At 65.1% G+C, this 16,473-nt stretch carries 15 protein-coding genes; 6 read left to right on the top strand and 9 right to left on the bottom strand.

The window, feature by feature from the left end; translation table 11 throughout:
• The first annotated feature begins 158 nt into the window (after positions 1-158).
• Positions 159-1,097, top strand: a complete 939-nt coding sequence (locus TSA1_RS21315; RefSeq protein ID WP_100178045.1) for a LysR family transcriptional regulator — start codon at positions 159-161, stop codon at positions 1,095-1,097.
• A gap of 172 nt (positions 1,098-1,269) precedes the next feature.
• Here the strand turns inward: TSA1_RS21315 and uxuA are convergent, their stop codons facing one another.
• The 6 genes from uxuA to TSA1_RS21280 all read right to left on the bottom strand — a co-directional run bounded on the left by uxuA (position 1,270) and on the right by TSA1_RS21280 (position 7,495).
• Positions 1,270-2,460, bottom strand: a complete 1,191-nt coding sequence (uxuA, locus tag TSA1_RS21305; protein ID WP_100178043.1) for a mannonate dehydratase — start codon at positions 2,458-2,460, stop codon at positions 1,270-1,272.
• Positions 2,461-2,473: 13 nt separating this feature from the next.
• On the bottom strand, positions 2,474-3,523 hold the full coding sequence (locus tag TSA1_RS21300) for an L-idonate 5-dehydrogenase (protein ID WP_100178042.1): 1,050 nt from the start codon (positions 3,521-3,523) through the stop codon (positions 2,474-2,476).
• Positions 3,520-4,926: a TRAP transporter large permease gene (locus tag TSA1_RS21295; protein ID WP_100178041.1), complete on the bottom strand. Its 1,407-nt coding sequence runs from the start codon at positions 4,924-4,926 to the stop codon at positions 3,520-3,522. Before TSA1_RS21295 ends, TSA1_RS21300 begins: the two co-directional genes overlap by 4 nt.
• A 4-nt stretch (positions 4,927-4,930) precedes the next feature.
• Positions 4,931-5,509 (bottom strand): TRAP transporter small permease, encoded by a 579-nt coding sequence (locus TSA1_RS21290; RefSeq protein WP_100178040.1) that lies wholly within the window; start codon positions 5,507-5,509, stop codon positions 4,931-4,933.
• A 133-nt stretch (positions 5,510-5,642) separates the two neighbouring features.
• Complete coding sequence (locus TSA1_RS21285; protein ID WP_100178039.1) at positions 5,643-6,635, bottom strand: sialic acid TRAP transporter substrate-binding protein SiaP; 993 nt, start codon at positions 6,633-6,635, stop codon at positions 5,643-5,645.
• Between the two features lie 56 nt (positions 6,636-6,691).
• Positions 6,692-7,495 (bottom strand): FadR/GntR family transcriptional regulator, encoded by an 804-nt coding sequence (locus TSA1_RS21280; RefSeq protein WP_100178038.1) that lies wholly within the window; start codon positions 7,493-7,495, stop codon positions 6,692-6,694.
• A gap of 142 nt (positions 7,496-7,637) precedes the next feature.
• On the opposite strand from TSA1_RS21280, the gene TSA1_RS21275 reads away from it, so the two are divergent.
• Positions 7,638-9,122: a mannitol dehydrogenase family protein gene (locus TSA1_RS21275; RefSeq protein ID WP_100178037.1), complete on the top strand. Its 1,485-nt coding sequence runs from the start codon at positions 7,638-7,640 to the stop codon at positions 9,120-9,122.
• Positions 9,123-9,214: 92 nt separating this feature from the next.
• A complete protein-coding gene (locus TSA1_RS21270; RefSeq protein WP_100178036.1) occupies positions 9,215-9,622 on the top strand; it encodes a nuclear transport factor 2 family protein in 408 nt (135 codons plus the stop codon).
• 24 nt (positions 9,623-9,646) lie between these two features.
• Here the strand turns inward: TSA1_RS21270 and TSA1_RS21265 are convergent, their stop codons facing one another.
• Positions 9,647-10,393, bottom strand: coding sequence for an HAD family hydrolase (locus TSA1_RS21265; RefSeq protein ID WP_100181265.1), 747 nt, complete (start codon positions 10,391-10,393; stop codon positions 9,647-9,649).
• 146 nt (positions 10,394-10,539) lie between these two features.
• On the opposite strand from TSA1_RS21265, the gene TSA1_RS21260 reads away from it, so the two are divergent.
• Positions 10,540-11,388, top strand: a complete 849-nt coding sequence (locus tag TSA1_RS21260) for an SDR family oxidoreductase (protein WP_100178035.1) — start codon at positions 10,540-10,542, stop codon at positions 11,386-11,388.
• Between the two features lie 123 nt (positions 11,389-11,511).
• On the top strand, positions 11,512-12,777 hold the full coding sequence (locus TSA1_RS21255) for a serine hydrolase domain-containing protein (RefSeq protein WP_100178034.1): 1,266 nt from the start codon (positions 11,512-11,514) through the stop codon (positions 12,775-12,777).
• Between the two features lie 58 nt (positions 12,778-12,835).
• Here TSA1_RS21255 and TSA1_RS21250 read toward each other — a convergent pair whose 3' ends face one another.
• Positions 12,836-13,723 (bottom strand): dienelactone hydrolase family protein, encoded by an 888-nt coding sequence (locus TSA1_RS21250; protein ID WP_100178033.1) that lies wholly within the window; start codon positions 13,721-13,723, stop codon positions 12,836-12,838.
• A gap of 623 nt (positions 13,724-14,346) precedes the next feature.
• Here TSA1_RS21250 and TSA1_RS21240 point away from each other — a divergent pair.
• The gene (locus TSA1_RS21240) at positions 14,347-14,925 is read left to right on the top strand and encodes a MarR family winged helix-turn-helix transcriptional regulator (protein WP_100178032.1); all 579 of its coding nucleotides are present in this window, start codon (positions 14,347-14,349) and stop codon (positions 14,923-14,925) included.
• A gap of 15 nt (positions 14,926-14,940) precedes the next feature.
• Here TSA1_RS21240 and TSA1_RS21235 read toward each other — a convergent pair whose 3' ends face one another.
• Positions 14,941-15,897 (bottom strand): hypothetical protein, encoded by a 957-nt coding sequence (locus TSA1_RS21235; protein WP_100178031.1) that lies wholly within the window; start codon positions 15,895-15,897, stop codon positions 14,941-14,943.
• Positions 15,898-16,473 lie beyond the last annotated feature (576 nt).

Below are 16,473 nucleotides of genomic sequence, written 5' to 3'. Positions count from 1 at the left end.
CTGCTTTATAGACAGCATTCCGGAGCATTCAGTGGCGCAGCGTGCGCTGCACCAAATCCTTGCCCGAACACCCTGTCTTTAGGCTGTGATGCCGATGACACCAGACTTGGCAAAATCCGGCAATTGCCAAATTCTCACCGCGCCCATAACATGACGTTATGCCTGAGCTCCGCCGCATGCTGCCGTCGAGCAACGCCCTGTTCGTCTTCGACGCGGCGGCGCGCAATGGCAGCTTCACGGCCGCCGCCGCGGAATTGAACGTGACGCAGCCTGCGGTGAGCCGGATGCTCGGCCAGCTCGAGGAGCATCTCGGCGTCCGCCTGTTCGACCGCACAGCGGGCCGCGCCGTGCTCACCGAGGAAGGCGAGCTGTTGTACCGCCGCGTGCTCGACGGCTTTCGCAGCATCGAGAGCGGCCTCGTCGAGATCGAGCGGCGCCGCAAGGGTACCGAGACGGTGACGCTGTCGGTCTCCTCCGCCTTCACCACGCATTGGCTGATGCCGCGCATCGACAAGCTGCAGAAGCAGTTTCCGCAAGTCGACCTGCGCTTCCAGCTGATCTCCGGCGCACTGCGCGGGCCGGTGGAGAATGTCGACCTCGGCATGCGCTTTCGCGATCGCGAGGAGCCGCCCTCCGGCGGCACGCTCGTGATGAAGGAAGTGATGCTGCCGATGTGCAGCCCCTCCTATCTCGGCGCAACCGATCCCGCCGAGGGCAACACCATCATCCGCCTCGCCGAGACGCCGGGCGACTGGGCCGCGGATTATGCATCGCTGCTCACCGGACGCCGCGGCGCGGCCAAGGGGCTGAGCTTTACGGATTATGCCGTCGTGGTGCAGGCCGCCCTGCTCGGCCAGGGCATCGCGCTCGGCTGGCTGACCGTCACCTCGCACTGGCTGCTCACCGGCGCGCTGGTGCCGGCCTCCGACCGGCTGACCACCACGCGCCGCATCTGCGAATTCCTGCCGCCCCGCAACCGGCCGATGCGCCCGATCGCCGCCGAGATCCGCGACTGGATCATCACGCAGATGCACAGCGAGATCGCCGCGATCCACAAGCTCTATCCGAAGCTCGGCGCGATGGACGCGTGTTATTAGGTGGCGGAGCCGCAATCGAACGTCCGCAACAGGTCGTCATGCCCGGGCTTGTCCCGGCCATCCACGTTCTCGGTGCGGCGTGGCTAGACGTGGATGGCCGGGACAAGCCCGGCCATGACGTTGTGGAGGCGTCGGACCCCCTCCTTCCACGTCATGACGAGAGAGCTTTTCCCTACCGATGCTCGATCGCGCGGATCGCGCCGCGCAGTTCGGCGAGGCCGCGGAGGCGGCCGATCGCGGTGTAGCCGGGGTTGGTGCGCTTGGTGGCGGCGAGATCGTCGAGCATGCGGTGGCCGTGGTCGGGCCGGAACACGATTTGCTTGTCGGGCGAACGCTTCGCGTTCTCCTTCAGCAGCGCCTTGAGCACGGCGACCATGTCGACGTCGCCGTCGAGATGATCGGACTCGTAGAACGACAGCCCGTCCGCCTCGCGCTTGGTTGCACGCAGATGCGCAAAGGCGATGCGGGGGCCGAAGCGCTCGGCCATTTCAGGCAGATTGTTCTCCGCGCGCACGCCGAGCGAACCGGTGCACAGGCAGATGCCGTTCGCCTTGGACGGCACCGCGTCGAACAGCGCCTGATAGTCGGCGGCTGACGAGGCAATGCGCGGCAGACCGAACAGCGGGCGCGGCGGATCGTCGGGATGCAGGGTCAGGGACACTCCGAGCTGCTCGGCCACCGGCGTCACCCGCGCCAGGAACTCGGCGAGATGCTGCCTCAGGATCTCAGGCGTGATGTCGCGATAGGTCTCCAGCCGGTCGCGGAATTGCGGAATGGTCATCGGCTCGGTGGTCGAGCCCGGCAGCGCGCTTGCGATGACCATGACGAGATAGTCGATATCCGCCTGGCTCATCTTCTCGAACAGCGCCTTCGCGCGGGCCTGCTGCTCGGGTGAGTACTCCTGCACCGCGGCGGGCCGCTTCAGGATATGCAGCTCGAAGGCGGCAAAGCGGTCCTGGTCGAAGCGCATGGCGCGGGCGCCATTTGGCAGCTCCCACTCCAGGTCAGTGCGGCACCAGTCGACGACAGGCATGAAATTGTAGCAGATGATCTTGATGCCGGAGGCGGCGACCGCTTCCATGCTCGCGATCCACGCCTCGATCGACTTCGTCGCCTTACCGCCGAGACGCTTGACGTCATCGGGGATCGGAATCGATTCCACCACCGACCATGTCAGCTTTGAGCGGCCGGGCTGGCCGTTCTCGATGAAGTTCTTGCGCTCCTCGACCGCCTTGCGCGTCCAGGCTTCCCCGATCGGCACCTGATGCAGCGCCGAGACGATATCGCTCGCACCGGCCTGCCTGACATCGTCGAGCGAGACCGGATCATCAGGCCCGTACCAGCGCCAACCTTCGAGCATCATCTGGTCTCTCCACTCAGTTCGCGGTCAATACGACCTTGACGCTCTGCGAGCGGTCGAGCGCCAGCCGCAGCGCGTCGGGCGCGGTCGACAGCGGACGCTCGGCGGTGACCAGCGACAGCACGTCGACACTGCCGGCCGAAATCAGCTCCACCGCGGTCATGAATTCGAAGCCGAAGCGGAACGAGCCGCGCAGGTCGATCTCCTTCGCCATCACCGCGTTCGACGGCGTCGGGATCTGGCCGCCCGGCAGATTGCCGATCTGCACCACCACGCCGCCGCGCCTGACGATGCCGATGGCACTGGCAAGGCCCGCGGCGGTGCCCGAAACTTCAAAGGCGACATCGTAAGGACGTGCCGCGGCCTGCGCCTTCAGGCCTTCCTCGCCAGCCGAGACGTTCTCGACATGCGAGGCGCCGAGCCTGGTCGCGAAGGCCAGCGGCGCCGGCGCGATGTCGGCGACCGTGATATCGGCCATGCCGGCGCGGTGCGCGGCGAGCATGGTCAGAAGCCCGATCGGGCCGGCACCGAAGATGATGCCGCGCTTGCCCTCGATATTGCCGGCGCGCGCGACTGCGTGCAGGCAGACCGCGAGCGGCTCGGCGAGCGCCGCGGCCTGGTACGACACGTGGTCCGGGATCTTCACGCATTGCGCGGGGACCGCATCGAAATAATTGGCGAAGCCGCCCTGCATGTGCGGCGTCTTCGAGGCCGAGCCCATGAAGTAGATGTTCTCGCACAAATTCGGCCGGCCCTCGCGGCAGGCGACGCAATGGCCGCACCAGCGCGACGGATTGACGGCGACGCGGTCACCGACCTTCAGGTTCGCTGCGGTGCCGGAGATCTCCACGACCTCGCCCGAGATCTCGTGGCCGAGCACCAGCGGCGACTTCACCACGAAGTCGCCGGTCCGGGCATGGCGGAAGTAATGCATGTCAGAGCCGCAGATGCCGCCGGCACCGAAGCGGATACGCACCATGCCAGATGCCAGCTTGCCGAGCGGATGCTCGACCATGCGCAGATCTTCGGGGCCGAACAAGGTTGCGGCGAGAGCAGTCGAGGTCATTTGGAGAGTCCCATGTATTTCGGCAGCCAGAGGGTCAGGTCGGGGATGTAAGTGATCGCCATCAGCGCAAGCATCAGCGGCACCAGCCAGGGCAAGATCGCCACCGTCGTGCGCTCGACCGAGAGTTTTGCCACGCGGGCGAGCACGAACAGCACCATCCCGAGCGGCGGATGCAACAGGCCGATCATCAGGTTGAGCGTCATGATCAGGCCGAAGTGGATCGGGTCGATGCCGAGCTTGAGCACGATCGGCAGCAGGATCGGCACCAGGATGGTGATCGCCGCCGTGGTGTCGATGAAGCAGCCGACGAACAGGATCAGGACGTTGGCGAGCGCCAGGAACACCCATTTGTTGTGGGTGATGCTGAGCATCCAGTCCGACAGCATCTGTGCAGCCTGCGACACCGTCAGCAGCCAGGCGAAGATCGAGGCTGCGGTGACGATGAACAGCACCGAGGCCGTGGTCTCGATGGTGTCGAAAGTCGCCTTGGCAACGGTCTGAAACGTCATGGTGCGGTAGCGAACGAGACCGAGGAACAGCGACCAGATCACCGCGGCAACAGCGGCTTCCGTCGGCGTGAACCAGCCCAGCGTCATGCCGCCGATCAGGATCACCGGCGCCATCAGCGCCATCACCGCCGAGAAGTCGAAGTACCAGTCGATGATCAGCAGCGTGCCGAGGCCGATCGCAACCGCCATGTTGACCGATAGGCCGGCGAGCACCATCAGCCAGATCGCCATCGGGAACGACAGCACGATGAGGATCTCGAGACCGGCCGAGCCGAGCTGCGGCCAGGAGAACGGCGTGTCGCTGCCCCATTTGTTCTTGTGCGCGAAATAGGTGACGGTCGCCATCATGAACAGCGTCAGGACGACGCCGGGGATGACGCCGCCCAAAAACAGCGCGCCGATCGAGACGTTGGCCATCATGCCGTAGATCACGAAGGGCAGCGATGGCGGAATGATCGGCCCGAGCGTGGCGGACGCCGCGGTGACACCGACCGAGAATTCGGTGGAGTAGCCGTGGTCCTTCATCGCCTTGATCTCGATGGTGCCGAGACCGGCGGCGTCCGCGATGGCGGTGCCGGACATGCCGGAGAAGATCACCGAGCCGATGATGTTGACGTGGCCGAGGCCGCCGCGCATCCAGCCCACCAGCGCGACCGCGAATTTGTAGATGCGCCCGGTGACGCCGGCGATGTTCATGAGATTGCCGGCCAGGATGAAGAACGGCACGGCGAGTAGCGGAAAGCTCTCGACGCCGGCGATCATGCGCTGCGCCAGCGTGACGTCGGGCGTCACGCCGCTGACCAGGATGTAGAGCAGCGACGACGCGGCCATGGCAATCGCCACGGGAACGCCGAGCAGCATCAGGATGAGAAAGCCTCCGAGCAACAGCAGCATGGTCTTATCCTTCCGATCCGTCGTAGGCACCGGGTCGTTCGAGGACCGAATAGCCCTGCCGCCAGTTCTGTATTGCCACCTGCACGGAGCGCGCGAACATCAGCACGAAGCCGAGCAGCACGGCGTAATAGACGTAGTCCTTGCGAAAATTGATCGTGGTCATCTGCTCGTCGCCGATGATCTGGATGTAGACCCAGACCAGCTTGATGGCGTAGCCGAAGAAGGCGAGCCGGATCAGGTCGATCACGGTCGACAGCGCGCGCCCCACGGGTTGCGGCAGATAGCGGTAGAGGAGGTCGACCTGGATGTGCCGCGACAGCCGCACGCACATCGAGGCGCCGATGAAGACCACGCCGATCAGGCAATAGGTCGCGATCTCCTCGGTCCAGGCGTAGCTGTCGTTGAGCACGTAGCGGGTGAAGAACTGCAGGAAGACGGCAAGCGCCATCGCCCAGAAGATGGCGAGCGCCACCCAGTCCTCGAACGCGTAGACGCCGAGATCGACCTTCGGCGTCGCCTCCTCCTCGAAGGTATGGGCGATCTCGTCCGCGGTGATCTGCCGGTGGATTTCGGCGATGGACATGGGGTTGCTCCTGAAAACCTGAACGTCGTTCCGGGGCTCGCGAAGCGAGAACCCGGAACCTCGAGATTCCGGGTTCGGTGCTCGGACCGGGCTGTGCCCGGTCCTGCGCGCCGCCCCGGAATGACAGTCAGTGCTATTTCACCGCCTGGATCTTTTCCCAGTCGGCCTTGCGGTAGCCAAAGGTCTCGAACGCGACGTTCTTCAGCACGGTGTCGCGGAACTCGTTCTTGTCGACCTCGGTCACGGTCAGGCCCTTCTCCTTGAAGAAGGCGACCAGCTTGGCTTCGTTCTGCTTGATCTCGCCGGTGGCCTTGGCGGCGGCTTCCTGCGCCACTTCGGTGAAGATCTTCTTGTCCTCGTCGGACAGCTTCTTCCACAGCGCGCCGGCGATCACGGTGTTGAGGTGATCGACGATATGGCCGGTCAGCACGATGTGCTTCTGCACCTCGTAGAACTTCTTGGCCTCGATCGTGGTCAACGGGTTCTCCTGCGCCTCGACGGTGCCGTTCTGGAGCGCCAGATAGACTTCGGCGAAGGCGATCGGCGCGGTGTTGGCGCCGCAGGCGCGCGGCATCGCGAGATAGGCCGGCACGTCAGGCACGCGCATCTTCAGGCCCTTCATGTCGGCGCAGGTCTTGATCGGCTTGTTCGACGAGGTCTGGCGCACGCCGTAATAGGTCACCGCGACGATGTGGTGGCCGCTCTTGTCCTCATAGCCCTTGGCGAGCTCCTTGAAGATGTCGCTCTTGGTGTAGGCGAGCAGATGGTCGGCATCGCGGAAGGTGTAGGGATAATAGGTCACGCCGATCGGCGGGAAGCTCTTGGCCGCGAAGCTCGAGCCGGAGATGATGATGTCGACCGAGCCGAGCGACAGGCCCTGGTTGATGTCGGCCTCCTTGCCGAGCTGCGAGGCCGGATAGACGTCGATCGCATAGCGCCCGTTGGTGCGCTTGTTGATCTCCTGTGCGGCCCACACGGACGCGGTGTGGAACGGCTCCGAGGTCTCGTAGACATGGGCCCATTTGAGCTTGGTCTGCGCCATGCCGGCCTGGGTGGCAGCCAATAGCGCGGCAGCCGAAATTACTGCTGCAATCGTCATTTTCTTCAACACTGACTTTTCCTCCATTGTTCAAGTCTGCTTCTTGTTCGCCCGCGTCCGAGGCGGATGCGGGCCGCCCAATCTCATCGCCGGGTGCCGCCGCCCCTAGTGCGCTTCTTCTTCGGCGCAGGTTTAGGTCTTGCCGGCGACCGCGCCGCCCGGCTTCGCCCCGAAGCCGGTCCTGCCGCGGTCTCGGCACCGAAATTCTGCGCGAAGCGCTCCTGCGACCGCGCCAGATGGGTGCGCATCGCCTCGCGCGCGGCGTCGTGATCATGCGCCGCGATCGCCTCGCGTACGGCGCGGTGCTCGTCGAGCGCGGTGCGCCAGGTGCCGGGGCTCTCGAAATAATGCGCAAGCTGCGCGAAATAGGGATTGAGGCGCTGGTCGAACAGTTCGCCGACCACGCGCACCAGAACGGCATTGCCGAGACTGCCGGCGATCGCGACGTGGAAGGCGCGGTCGTGCACCATCGAGGCTTCGCCGGGATGCTCGACCTTCTCCATCGCGAGCAGCGACGCGTCGATGCGGGCGATGTCGTCTTTGGTCGCGACGCGCGCGGCCTGTTCGGCGATGGCACTTTCGAGGAATTCGCGGGCGCGCAGCAGCTCGAACGGCCCCTCGATGACGGCGGCGGCTGCGGGCGCGGCGATTGCGGCGGGCTCGATCACATAGATGCCGGAGCCGACCCGGATGCGCAGGCGCCCTTCGACCTCGAGCGCGATCAAGGCTTCGCGCACCGTCGGCCTGGACACCTTGAGCTGCTCGGCGAGTTCGCGCTCGGTCGGCAAGCGGCTGCCGACCGCGTACTCGCCGCTGTCGATCAGGCTTCGCAATTGATCGGCGACCTGGCGATAAAGCCGTCTCGCCTCCACAGCTTCCAGCGGCACGCTGGTCCTCCCGAAAGGGTCGCGCGGGGCCTTGTCGGCCCGCGGCCCGCCAATTTTGGAAAATTGGTCTTACCAATTGACCGAAGCATTGACCTGATCCAGGCGCCATGTCAAGCAGCGGCAAAGCAAAGGGGAGACGTCCATGCGCCCAGGTTCCGTGCGTCTTGGCAGCGCCAATCTCGACCGGTTGCCGCCGGCCGTCCGCCGCCCGGCCTACGACCGCTCGCGCATTTCACCCGGCATCGTGCATCTCGGCCTCGGCGCCTTTCATCGCGCACATCAGGCCGTCGTCATCGACGATTGCCTTGCTGGCGGCAGCTCGTCCTGGGGCATCATCGGCGCCAGCTTGCGCAGCCCGGACACGCGCGATGCCCTCGCCCCGCAGGATCATCTCTACACGGTTGCCGTACGCGCCACTGAGGGCACCGAGCATCGCGTGATCGGCGCGCTGCTCGACAGCGTCGTCGCGCGCGAGAACCCGGCAGCGCTGGTCGAGCGGATGGCCGATCCCGCCACCCGCATCGTCTCGCTGACGGTCACAGAGAAGGGCTATTGCCACACGCCGCAGACCGGCGATCTCGACGAGCGGCATCCCGACGTCGTGCACGATTTGAACAATTTCGACGCGCCGCGCTCGGCGCCCGGCTTCATCGTCGCTGCGCTGGCACGGCGGCGCGCGCTGGGCGCCTTGCCCTTCACCGTGCTGTGCTGCGACAACCTCGCTGCCAACGGCCACACCGTGCAGCGCATCGTGACGCAGTTCGCCGCGCTCCGCTCCAGGGAACTCGGCAAGTGGATCGCGGACAATGCCGCCTTCCCCTCGACCATGGTCGACCGCATCGTTCCTGAAACGACGGATGCCGACCGCGATGCCGTCTCGAACGCGCTGGGCTTTCGCGACGCCTGGCCTGTGATGACCGAGCCTTTCACGCAATGGGTGGTCGAGGACCGCTTCACCGCCGGCCGGCCCGACCTTGCCGCCGCCGGCGTCGAGCTCGTCACCGACGTCAAGCCGTTCGAGCTGATGAAGCTGCGGCTGCTCAATGCCAGCCATTCGGCGCTGGCCTATCTCGGCTATCTCGCGGGCTATGAGACCATCGCGGACACCATGCAGGATCCGCATTTCGCGCGCCTCGCCGCGCGCGTGATGGAGAACGCGGCGCTGACGCTGACGATGCCTGCCGGCACCGACCTTGCCGCCTATCGCGCCTCGCTGCTCGAGCGCTTCTCCAACCCGGCGCTGCATCACCGCACCTGGCAGATCGCGATGGACGGCTCGCAAAAGCTGCCGCAGCGGCTGCTCGGCGCGATGCAGGACCGCCTCGCCAAGAACCTGCCGATCGCAACGCATGCGCTCGCGGTTGCCGGCTGGATGCGCTACGTCACCGCAACGGACGAACAGGGCCGCGCCATCGACGTGCGCGATCCCCTTGCCGGCGAGCTCGCCGCGCTGGCGCGCGAGGCAGGGCCGGTTGCCGAGCGGCTCGCGCCCGCATTGCTTGGGGTGGAAAAAGTGTTCGGGCCGCTGGGTGCCGAGCCGCGGCTGCGCGAGGCCGTGACGACGGCGCTCGGCGGTCTATACAAGCACGGTGCGCGGCGGGCGGTGGAGATGCTGGTCTCGGCCTGAGCGGGACAATGCTGCACTGCGGTCCAAATCGGACACCAGGCCGAACGGAAGTCGCGCTTGCTTTTTGTCTGTCCTTGCCGCACCGGGGAAGCATGACAAAGGACACCAAGGTCATCGCCGCCAACGCGGCCTTCTACGCCGCCTTTTCGGCCGGCGATTTCGACGGCATGGAACGGATGTGGGCGGACGACGACGCCATTTCCTGCATCCATCCCGGCTGGCCGGCGATCATCGGCCGCGCCACCGTGATCGGGAGCTGGCGCGACATCCTGCAAAATCCTGAAAGACCGCAGATCGTCTGCGCCGAGCCGCAGGCGATCGTCGACGGCGACAGCGCCCGCGTGCTCTGCATCGAGATCGTCGACGGCACCGCTCTGGCCGCCGCCAACCATTTCCGCCGCGTCGGCGACGATTGGCTTCTGGTGCATCACCAATCGAGCCCGATTGCGCAGATTGTCGAGCAGGCTGAAGACGATAGAACGAGCCACAGGGTGCACTGACCGCGATGGTCACGCTGCCGTGATCTACTGTGCATGGGGTTGTTTTCCGAATTTTTGGTTGGCGGCCAGTTCCGACAGGTCGTCCAGCACGCACCGCGCCGCGCTGAAATCCTCGTCCCGGAAAAACATGCTGCGGGTGATCAGGACCGGAATGCCGGCGCGTGAAGCCGAGATCAGCCCATTGGCGGAATCCTCGATGGCAACGCACGCGGCCGCGCCCAGCTTCAGCCGCGCCAGCGTTTCGAGATAGACGTCCGGCGCCGGCTTCTTGTGGCTGACATCGTCGCCGGCGACGATGGTATCGAACGCCGCGGCCCAGCTCGCGCCCAGCGCCTGCGACAGCAGCGCATCGATGTTGCCGTGCGAGGTCGTGGTCGCGATCGCAAGCCGCTGACCGCGCGCCTTTGCCGCGGCGAGCAGCTCGATCACGCCCGGCCGCAGCGGACAGCAGCCGGTTTCGATCAGCTCGGCATAATGCGCGGTCTTGATGCGGTGAAGCTCGGCAATGTCCGCATCCGTCAGGGGTGAGGCCGTGTCCAGCCTTCCGTGATAGGCGCGCATGCGCTCCTTGCCGCCGGTCACCCGCAGCAGGTCCTTGTAGACCGTGCGGTCCCACTGCCAGTCGAGACCGTGGCGGGCGAAGGCGTGGTTGAAGGCCTGCCGATGCAGCTCCTCGGTCTCGGCCAGGGTGCCGTCGACATCGAAAATGAGCGCGGCCGCGCGCCGGATCAGCTCATCCGCCGGCACTGAGACGAGCGCTTCTGCCTGCATGATCGGTGCCTCCCTTTGACAGCCGACCATCGCCCGGCGCATGAGGCGAGACAAATCGCAATATCTTTTGCCGGACCCAAAAATCTCTTATGAGCGAAGGGCGCGCGATGGCGCGGAGGGGAACTTCGACCACTCACGGGAGACGCATGCGGCTCTTCATCCTTGGCCTCGGCTACAGCGTCCAGCACTTCGTCCACCGGTTCGGCGGCGGCTTCTCCCATGTCGCCGGCACCGTGCGCGATCCCGCAAAGCGGGACGACCTTGCCGGCATTGAGGTGCACGGCTTTTCCGGTGAGCGCCCCGCACGCGCGACGGTCGAGCAGGTTCGCGACGCCGATGTGCTTCTGGTGTCGATCCCGCCCGGCCCCGCCGGCGACCCCGCCATCGCAGCGTTCGGCGACGTGCTGGCGGCCGGCCGCCGCAAGATCGTCTATCTCTCCACCATCGGCGTTTACGGTGATCACGGCGGCGGCTGGGTCGACGAGACTACGCCGCCGCAGTCGACACTCGACCGCGCCCGCATGCGGGTCGCCGCCGAGCAGGCCTGGATGGACATTGCGCATGGCGATGCGGCGATCCTGCGGCTTGCCGGAATCTATGGTCCCGGCCGCAATGCGCTGGCGACATTGCGCGCGGGAACGGCCCGCCGCATCGTCAAGCCCGGACAGATCTTCAACCGCATCCATGTCGACGACATCGCGAGCGCGATCATGGCGGCGATCCCGCACCAGGGTGGCGGCACCTGGAACGTCTGCGATGACGAGCCGACGCCGCCGCAGGACGTGATCGCCTATGCCGCACAGCTGATGGGCGTTGCGCCGCCGCCCGAAGAGGATTTCGCCACCGCCGAGATGTCGGCGATGGCGCGGAGCTTCTATGCCAGCAGCGCCCGCGTCTCCAATGCGAAACTGAAGCACGAGCTCGGCATCGCGCTGGTCCACCCGACCTATCGGCACGGCCTCGACGCGCTGTGGCGCGCGGGCGAAGGACAATAGGGATTCCGACGCGGCCGCGCCTCCCAGACATGCCGGCCGCGCGCTTGACTTCGTCGCAGCGCGGTCGTGATCTAGGCGTCGAGCGAGCCAGCACCTCAAGAGCTCGCCTCCTGGGAGGACGCAATGAACAAGACGATCGCCATGGTCGCGGCGGCTGCCGTCATCACGCTCGGTGCAGCGCGCGCCGCACCGCTGCCCGAAGCCAACCCCGACGATGTCGGCTTTTCCAGGCAGGGGCTCACCCGTCTCGACGATTTCTTCGCACGCGAGATCGCCGCCAAGCGCGTCCCCGGCGCGGTCGTCGCCATCGCGCGTGACGGCAAGCTGGTGCACTACAAGGCCTATGGCATGCTCGACCCGGACAAGGGCACGCCGATGCCCATCGACGCGATCTTCGCGCTGGCCTCGATGACCAAGCCGATGGCGGCGGTCGCGGGCTTGACGCTGATGGAGCAGGGCCGGCTGCCGTTGCAGGCCAAGCTGTCGAACTACTATCCCGCTTTTGCCGACATGAAGGTCGGCGTGACCGAGGCCAACGGCGCGCTCAAGCTCGAGCCGCAGGCCTCGCCGATCTTCATCCACGATCTCTACCGGCATACGTCGGGATTGATGTATGGCGGCAGGCCGGACTCATCGAGCCCGGTGGCGCGGCAATATCCTGACGGCACAGCGCCCGCGATCGAAGGCGACACCCAGGCCTTCATCGATCGCATCACAAAGCTGCCGCTGGCGCATCAGCCCTCGACCGAGTTCGAATACGGCTTCTCGATCGACGTCCTCGGCGCGGTCGTCGAGAAGGTGAGCGAGCAGAAGCTCGGCGACTATCTCGCCGCCAATGTCTGGCAGCCGCTCGGCATGAAGGACGCAACCTTCCATCCGACCGACGCGCAGCGCCCTCGCCTCGCCCGCCCCTTTGCCAACGATCCGCTGACCGGCAAGCCGCAATCCATCAAGCTGCTGGACACGCCGACCAAGTTCGACTGCGGCGGCGCCTGCTCGTTTGCGACGATCGGCGACTACATCCGCTTCGGCCAGATGCTGCTCAACGGCGGCGAGCTCGACGGCCAGCGCATCCTCTCGCCCAAGACCGTGCACCACATGACGACCAATCATCTCGGTCCCGAGATCAAGAACAACGTGGCGAACATCGAGCCGCATCGCGCCGGCTTCGGCTTCGGCCTTTCGGTTGCCGTCCGCACCGGCGAGGGCCTGTCGTCGGTGCCCGGCAATCCCGGCGAATTCACCTGGAACGGTGCCTACGGAACGCAGTTCTTCTGCGACCCCAAGGAGCGTCTCGTCGTCGTGGTGGGGACGGCCGCGCCCGGCGAGCTCAGGAAATATTATCGCGAGCAGGTCCAGGACATCGTCTATGGCGCGATGACGAAGTGAGACCTCGCTGAAGGAGAAAGGGCGGCCGCCAGGACCGCCCTTTTGCCTTGACCAGGCGTCAGCTCAGGACGCCGTATTTCTTGAACCAGGCCTCCGCCTGCTTCCAGGCATCCTCCGCCGCATCCTTGCGATAGCTGCCGCGGTAATCGGCATGGAAGCCGTGCGGCGCGTCGGGATAGATCTTGAATTCGGCGGTCTTCTTGTTCTCGGCCAGCGCGGCCTTCATCTGCTCGACCTGCGCGACGGGAATGCCGGTATCGGCACCGCCGTAGAGGCCGAGCACCGGCGCCTTCATCTCGGGCGCGAGCTGCATCGGGCTCTTCGGCCACAGCGGATTGGCGGGATCGACCACCGTGCCGTAGAAGGCAACGCCGGCCTTGAGCGCGCCGCTGTGGGCGGCGTATTCCCAGACCGTGCGGCCGCCGCGGCAGAAACCGATGACGCCGAGCTTGGCAGTGTCGCCGCCCTGCGATCCCGCCCACGCCGCCGTCGCGTCGAGATCGGACAGCAGCTCGGCGTCCGGCTTGGCGTTGACGATCGGCAGCAGGTCCTTGATGTCGGTGATCTTGGTGAGGTCGACGCCCTTGCGGAAATAGTAGTCAGGCGCGACTGCGAACGCGCCGAGCTTGGCGAGGCGCCGCGTCACGTCCTTGACGTATTCGTGGAGGCCGAAAATCTCCATCGCCACGATGATCACCGGCGCCTTGGTGTTGCCGGCGGGGCGGGCGAAATAGGCGGGCATCTCTTCGGAACCGACCTTGATCTTGGCCTCGCCGACCTGGAGACCATTGCTGTCGGTCGTGATCGGCTCGGCGCGCACGGGGCCGGCCGCAAGCGTGTAACCGGCAGCGACCGCCGCAGTGGCGCTCATGAATCCGCGGCGCGAGACCGGGGCGACCTTCGTCAGCCCGACGACGTCGGACGTCATGGTGGTTTCCAAGCTCATCGGCCTATCCCTTCCTGCTCGCATGGTGGCTTCTCCCTTCGGCGAGGCATTCGCCGATACTTGCCGGCGAAACGCAAATCACCAGCCTGCGAGCCCGCGCGCTGTCAGGCCGGCCCCTGCCGCCGTTCCGCCTGCGCTGTTTCCAACGTTGGACGGCGCCGCTGCTCGCGTGCCGAAGGCGCTCTGACATTTCCAGGACCGCCGATGTGCCGGACTTAACCATCTAGCCGCATTGCATCGCAACATCCATTAACCGAAAAGGAGGGTTCTCGCCTCGGCGGCCGTCGCACCGAACGCTGCAGGTGATGTGCGTGTTCGCGCATTCGGCACCCCTCATCCGCAACAAATGGGCGGCCGGGTGGCCCCAATGACACATCATGTTGCTCGCCCCTCGCACATCGCTGTCAAACACGCGGCGAGCCGTCGTGATTTGACTGAAATTTTCAGATGACTTGAGTCGCGCGGTTTACTCGAACTTTCTTTGTGACGCCCTAGTTCCACGGCCGGAAGTTCCATCTCCCGCTACCGGCCGAAGGGCCACCCCTTGGGACTTCCTTCTCGTCCGCCCAGATTGCGCTACCCAAGGCTCAATTGAATAAAGCTTTATCCGACCCGGAATTAAGATGAATTTGGCTCGTGAATCGATTGAACTGTTGGAGCAGGTCGCACGCATCCTGTGGTTCGAAGGCACCAAGCATGGCTTGCGCGACCGCGAGTGGATGGCGCTGAGATTCCTCTCCCGTGCCAACCGCTTTTCCCGAACGCCTTCGGCGCTCGCGAGTTACGTCGGAACCACGCGCGGCACCGCCTCGTTCATCATCGGGGAGCTCGAGCGGCTCGGTTATCTCGAGCGGAAGCGCTCGGCGACGGACAAGCGCTCGGTGATGTTGAGCGTGACGCAGCAGGGCAAGAAGTTCCTGGTGCGCGACCCCGTCAACGTTCTCGTCGAGGCGATTGCCGGGCTCGACGACGAGGTCAAGATCCGCTTCCGCGATACGTTCCGGCATGTGCTGGATCAGTCGGACGCAGCCGAGCAGCGCCACCACACCGACGTTTGCAAACGATGCATCTTTCTCCGGGAAGAGCGCACCGGCACGGACAGCAAGGCAACGGCCGAATTCAGCTGTCGCCTGTTTCGCTCGCCGATCGCGGAGGCGGAGGTCGATCTGCTGTGCACCAGCTTCGAGCATCATCGCCAATAGAAGACGGGGTGCGCTTCAGGGCGTCGCCTTGCGTGACGAATAGACGACGCCGCCGCTGGTCTCGACAACCAGACGCCCGTTCTCGCTCCTGATCTCCTCGATGCGGCCGAGGCCGGGCACCTGCTGTCCCAGCACCGCCTCGATGACGCCGTTCGGGCTCTGCAGGATCGCGATTCCTTCATAGGCCTGGCGGACCGACCAGCCCTTGATCACCTTCCGCGGTGCCGATGCACGCTCGGACGGCGCGACCGAGCCCGTGAACTCGGGCGCCGCGACCGAGGCCATCATCGCCCCCTGCTGCGACGACGGCTGCGATTGCACTGCCGCGGGCGCGGGCACCGGCGCCTGGACCTGCACCTGGGCGAGCTTGTCGAGCTTCGCCGTCGAGGACGAGCTGACCCGCTCGATGCGGTCCAAATTCTCGGCAAACCTGCCGAAGCGGTCGTTGGTTGCCTTGCTCGACTGATCGACCGCGGTGCGCAGGCCGTCGAGATTTTCCGACACGCCCAACACCTGCTTGCGAAGCTGCGCGACGGTCTCGCGCAGAATCCTGATCTCGGTATTGGCCGCAACGTTGTTCTGGGCGGGCTGCGTGGTGAGATAGGCGATCACGCCGGTGCAGGCGCAGACCACGAGGATGGCGGCGCCCGCCAATGTTGCGAGCGGCACAACCCAGGTCGGACGCGGCGGCGGCGGCTTGGCCACGATCACGGCCGGCTTCATCACGGTTTGCGGGGGCTTGGGTATCGCCATCTTGTCGAGACGCGCCTTGGCGCGAATACGCTTCAGTCCCTCGAGCGCTTCCTTCGCGAGAGCTTCGTCGCTCGCCGCGGCCGAGACACGCTTTGCGCTCGCCGCAGGCTTGGTCGCGTGCGCCGTATTGTCCTTCATATCGCGCGGCTCGGCAGCCGGCTTCGCCGTCGCGGAAACATCAGCGGTCGCGTTGGGACGAGCTTGTCCATCGGACAACATGTGAGAATGCTCCGTTCGGTTCGATCTGTCGAACGGTGACGTTATTTGTCGAAGCTTGCCTGAAACGTGCGCATCCGAAGATCTTCATCGCGCGCGATGCGACGTCGCACGCGTCAATCGCGTCACGCACGTGGCGAGAGTGCGACTCGAAAGACACACCCTCGCCAAGATTTCGCCAAGCTGGAGTCTCGCCGCCGTACATGAGTCGAATTGTCGCATGTGGAAAAGCAAGTCTCGGAGTCAATCCCGGGTTGAAAAACCCTCAATTTACATGACTCGCGGCACCCCTCGAAATAGCTGTAATTGTACGGGGATACGGAACTATAGAACCATCACCGTGCAAAACTAGTTCAATTTCCAAATCAACTGATGCGATCGAATATATCAAGAAACAACCTGAAACGAATCAACAGCATCAAACACACATAGCAATCGCTTTCTTTCGCACGCTTGATCGGAAATCGGCAATCGTTACGGTCCTATCAAGTGATTCTCGCCAGTTGGCGAGGAGATCGGCAGAGTTCAGTAGCGTTCGAACGCGATGAGCAACGTGGCGCAACCGTTCTAGGTCGTTTC

The organism is Bradyrhizobium nitroreducens, from assembly GCF_002776695.1.
In the GTDB taxonomy this organism is placed as follows: Bacteria; Pseudomonadota; Alphaproteobacteria; order Rhizobiales; family Xanthobacteraceae; genus Bradyrhizobium; species Bradyrhizobium nitroreducens.
This window is presented reverse-complemented; position numbering and strand designations above follow the sequence as displayed.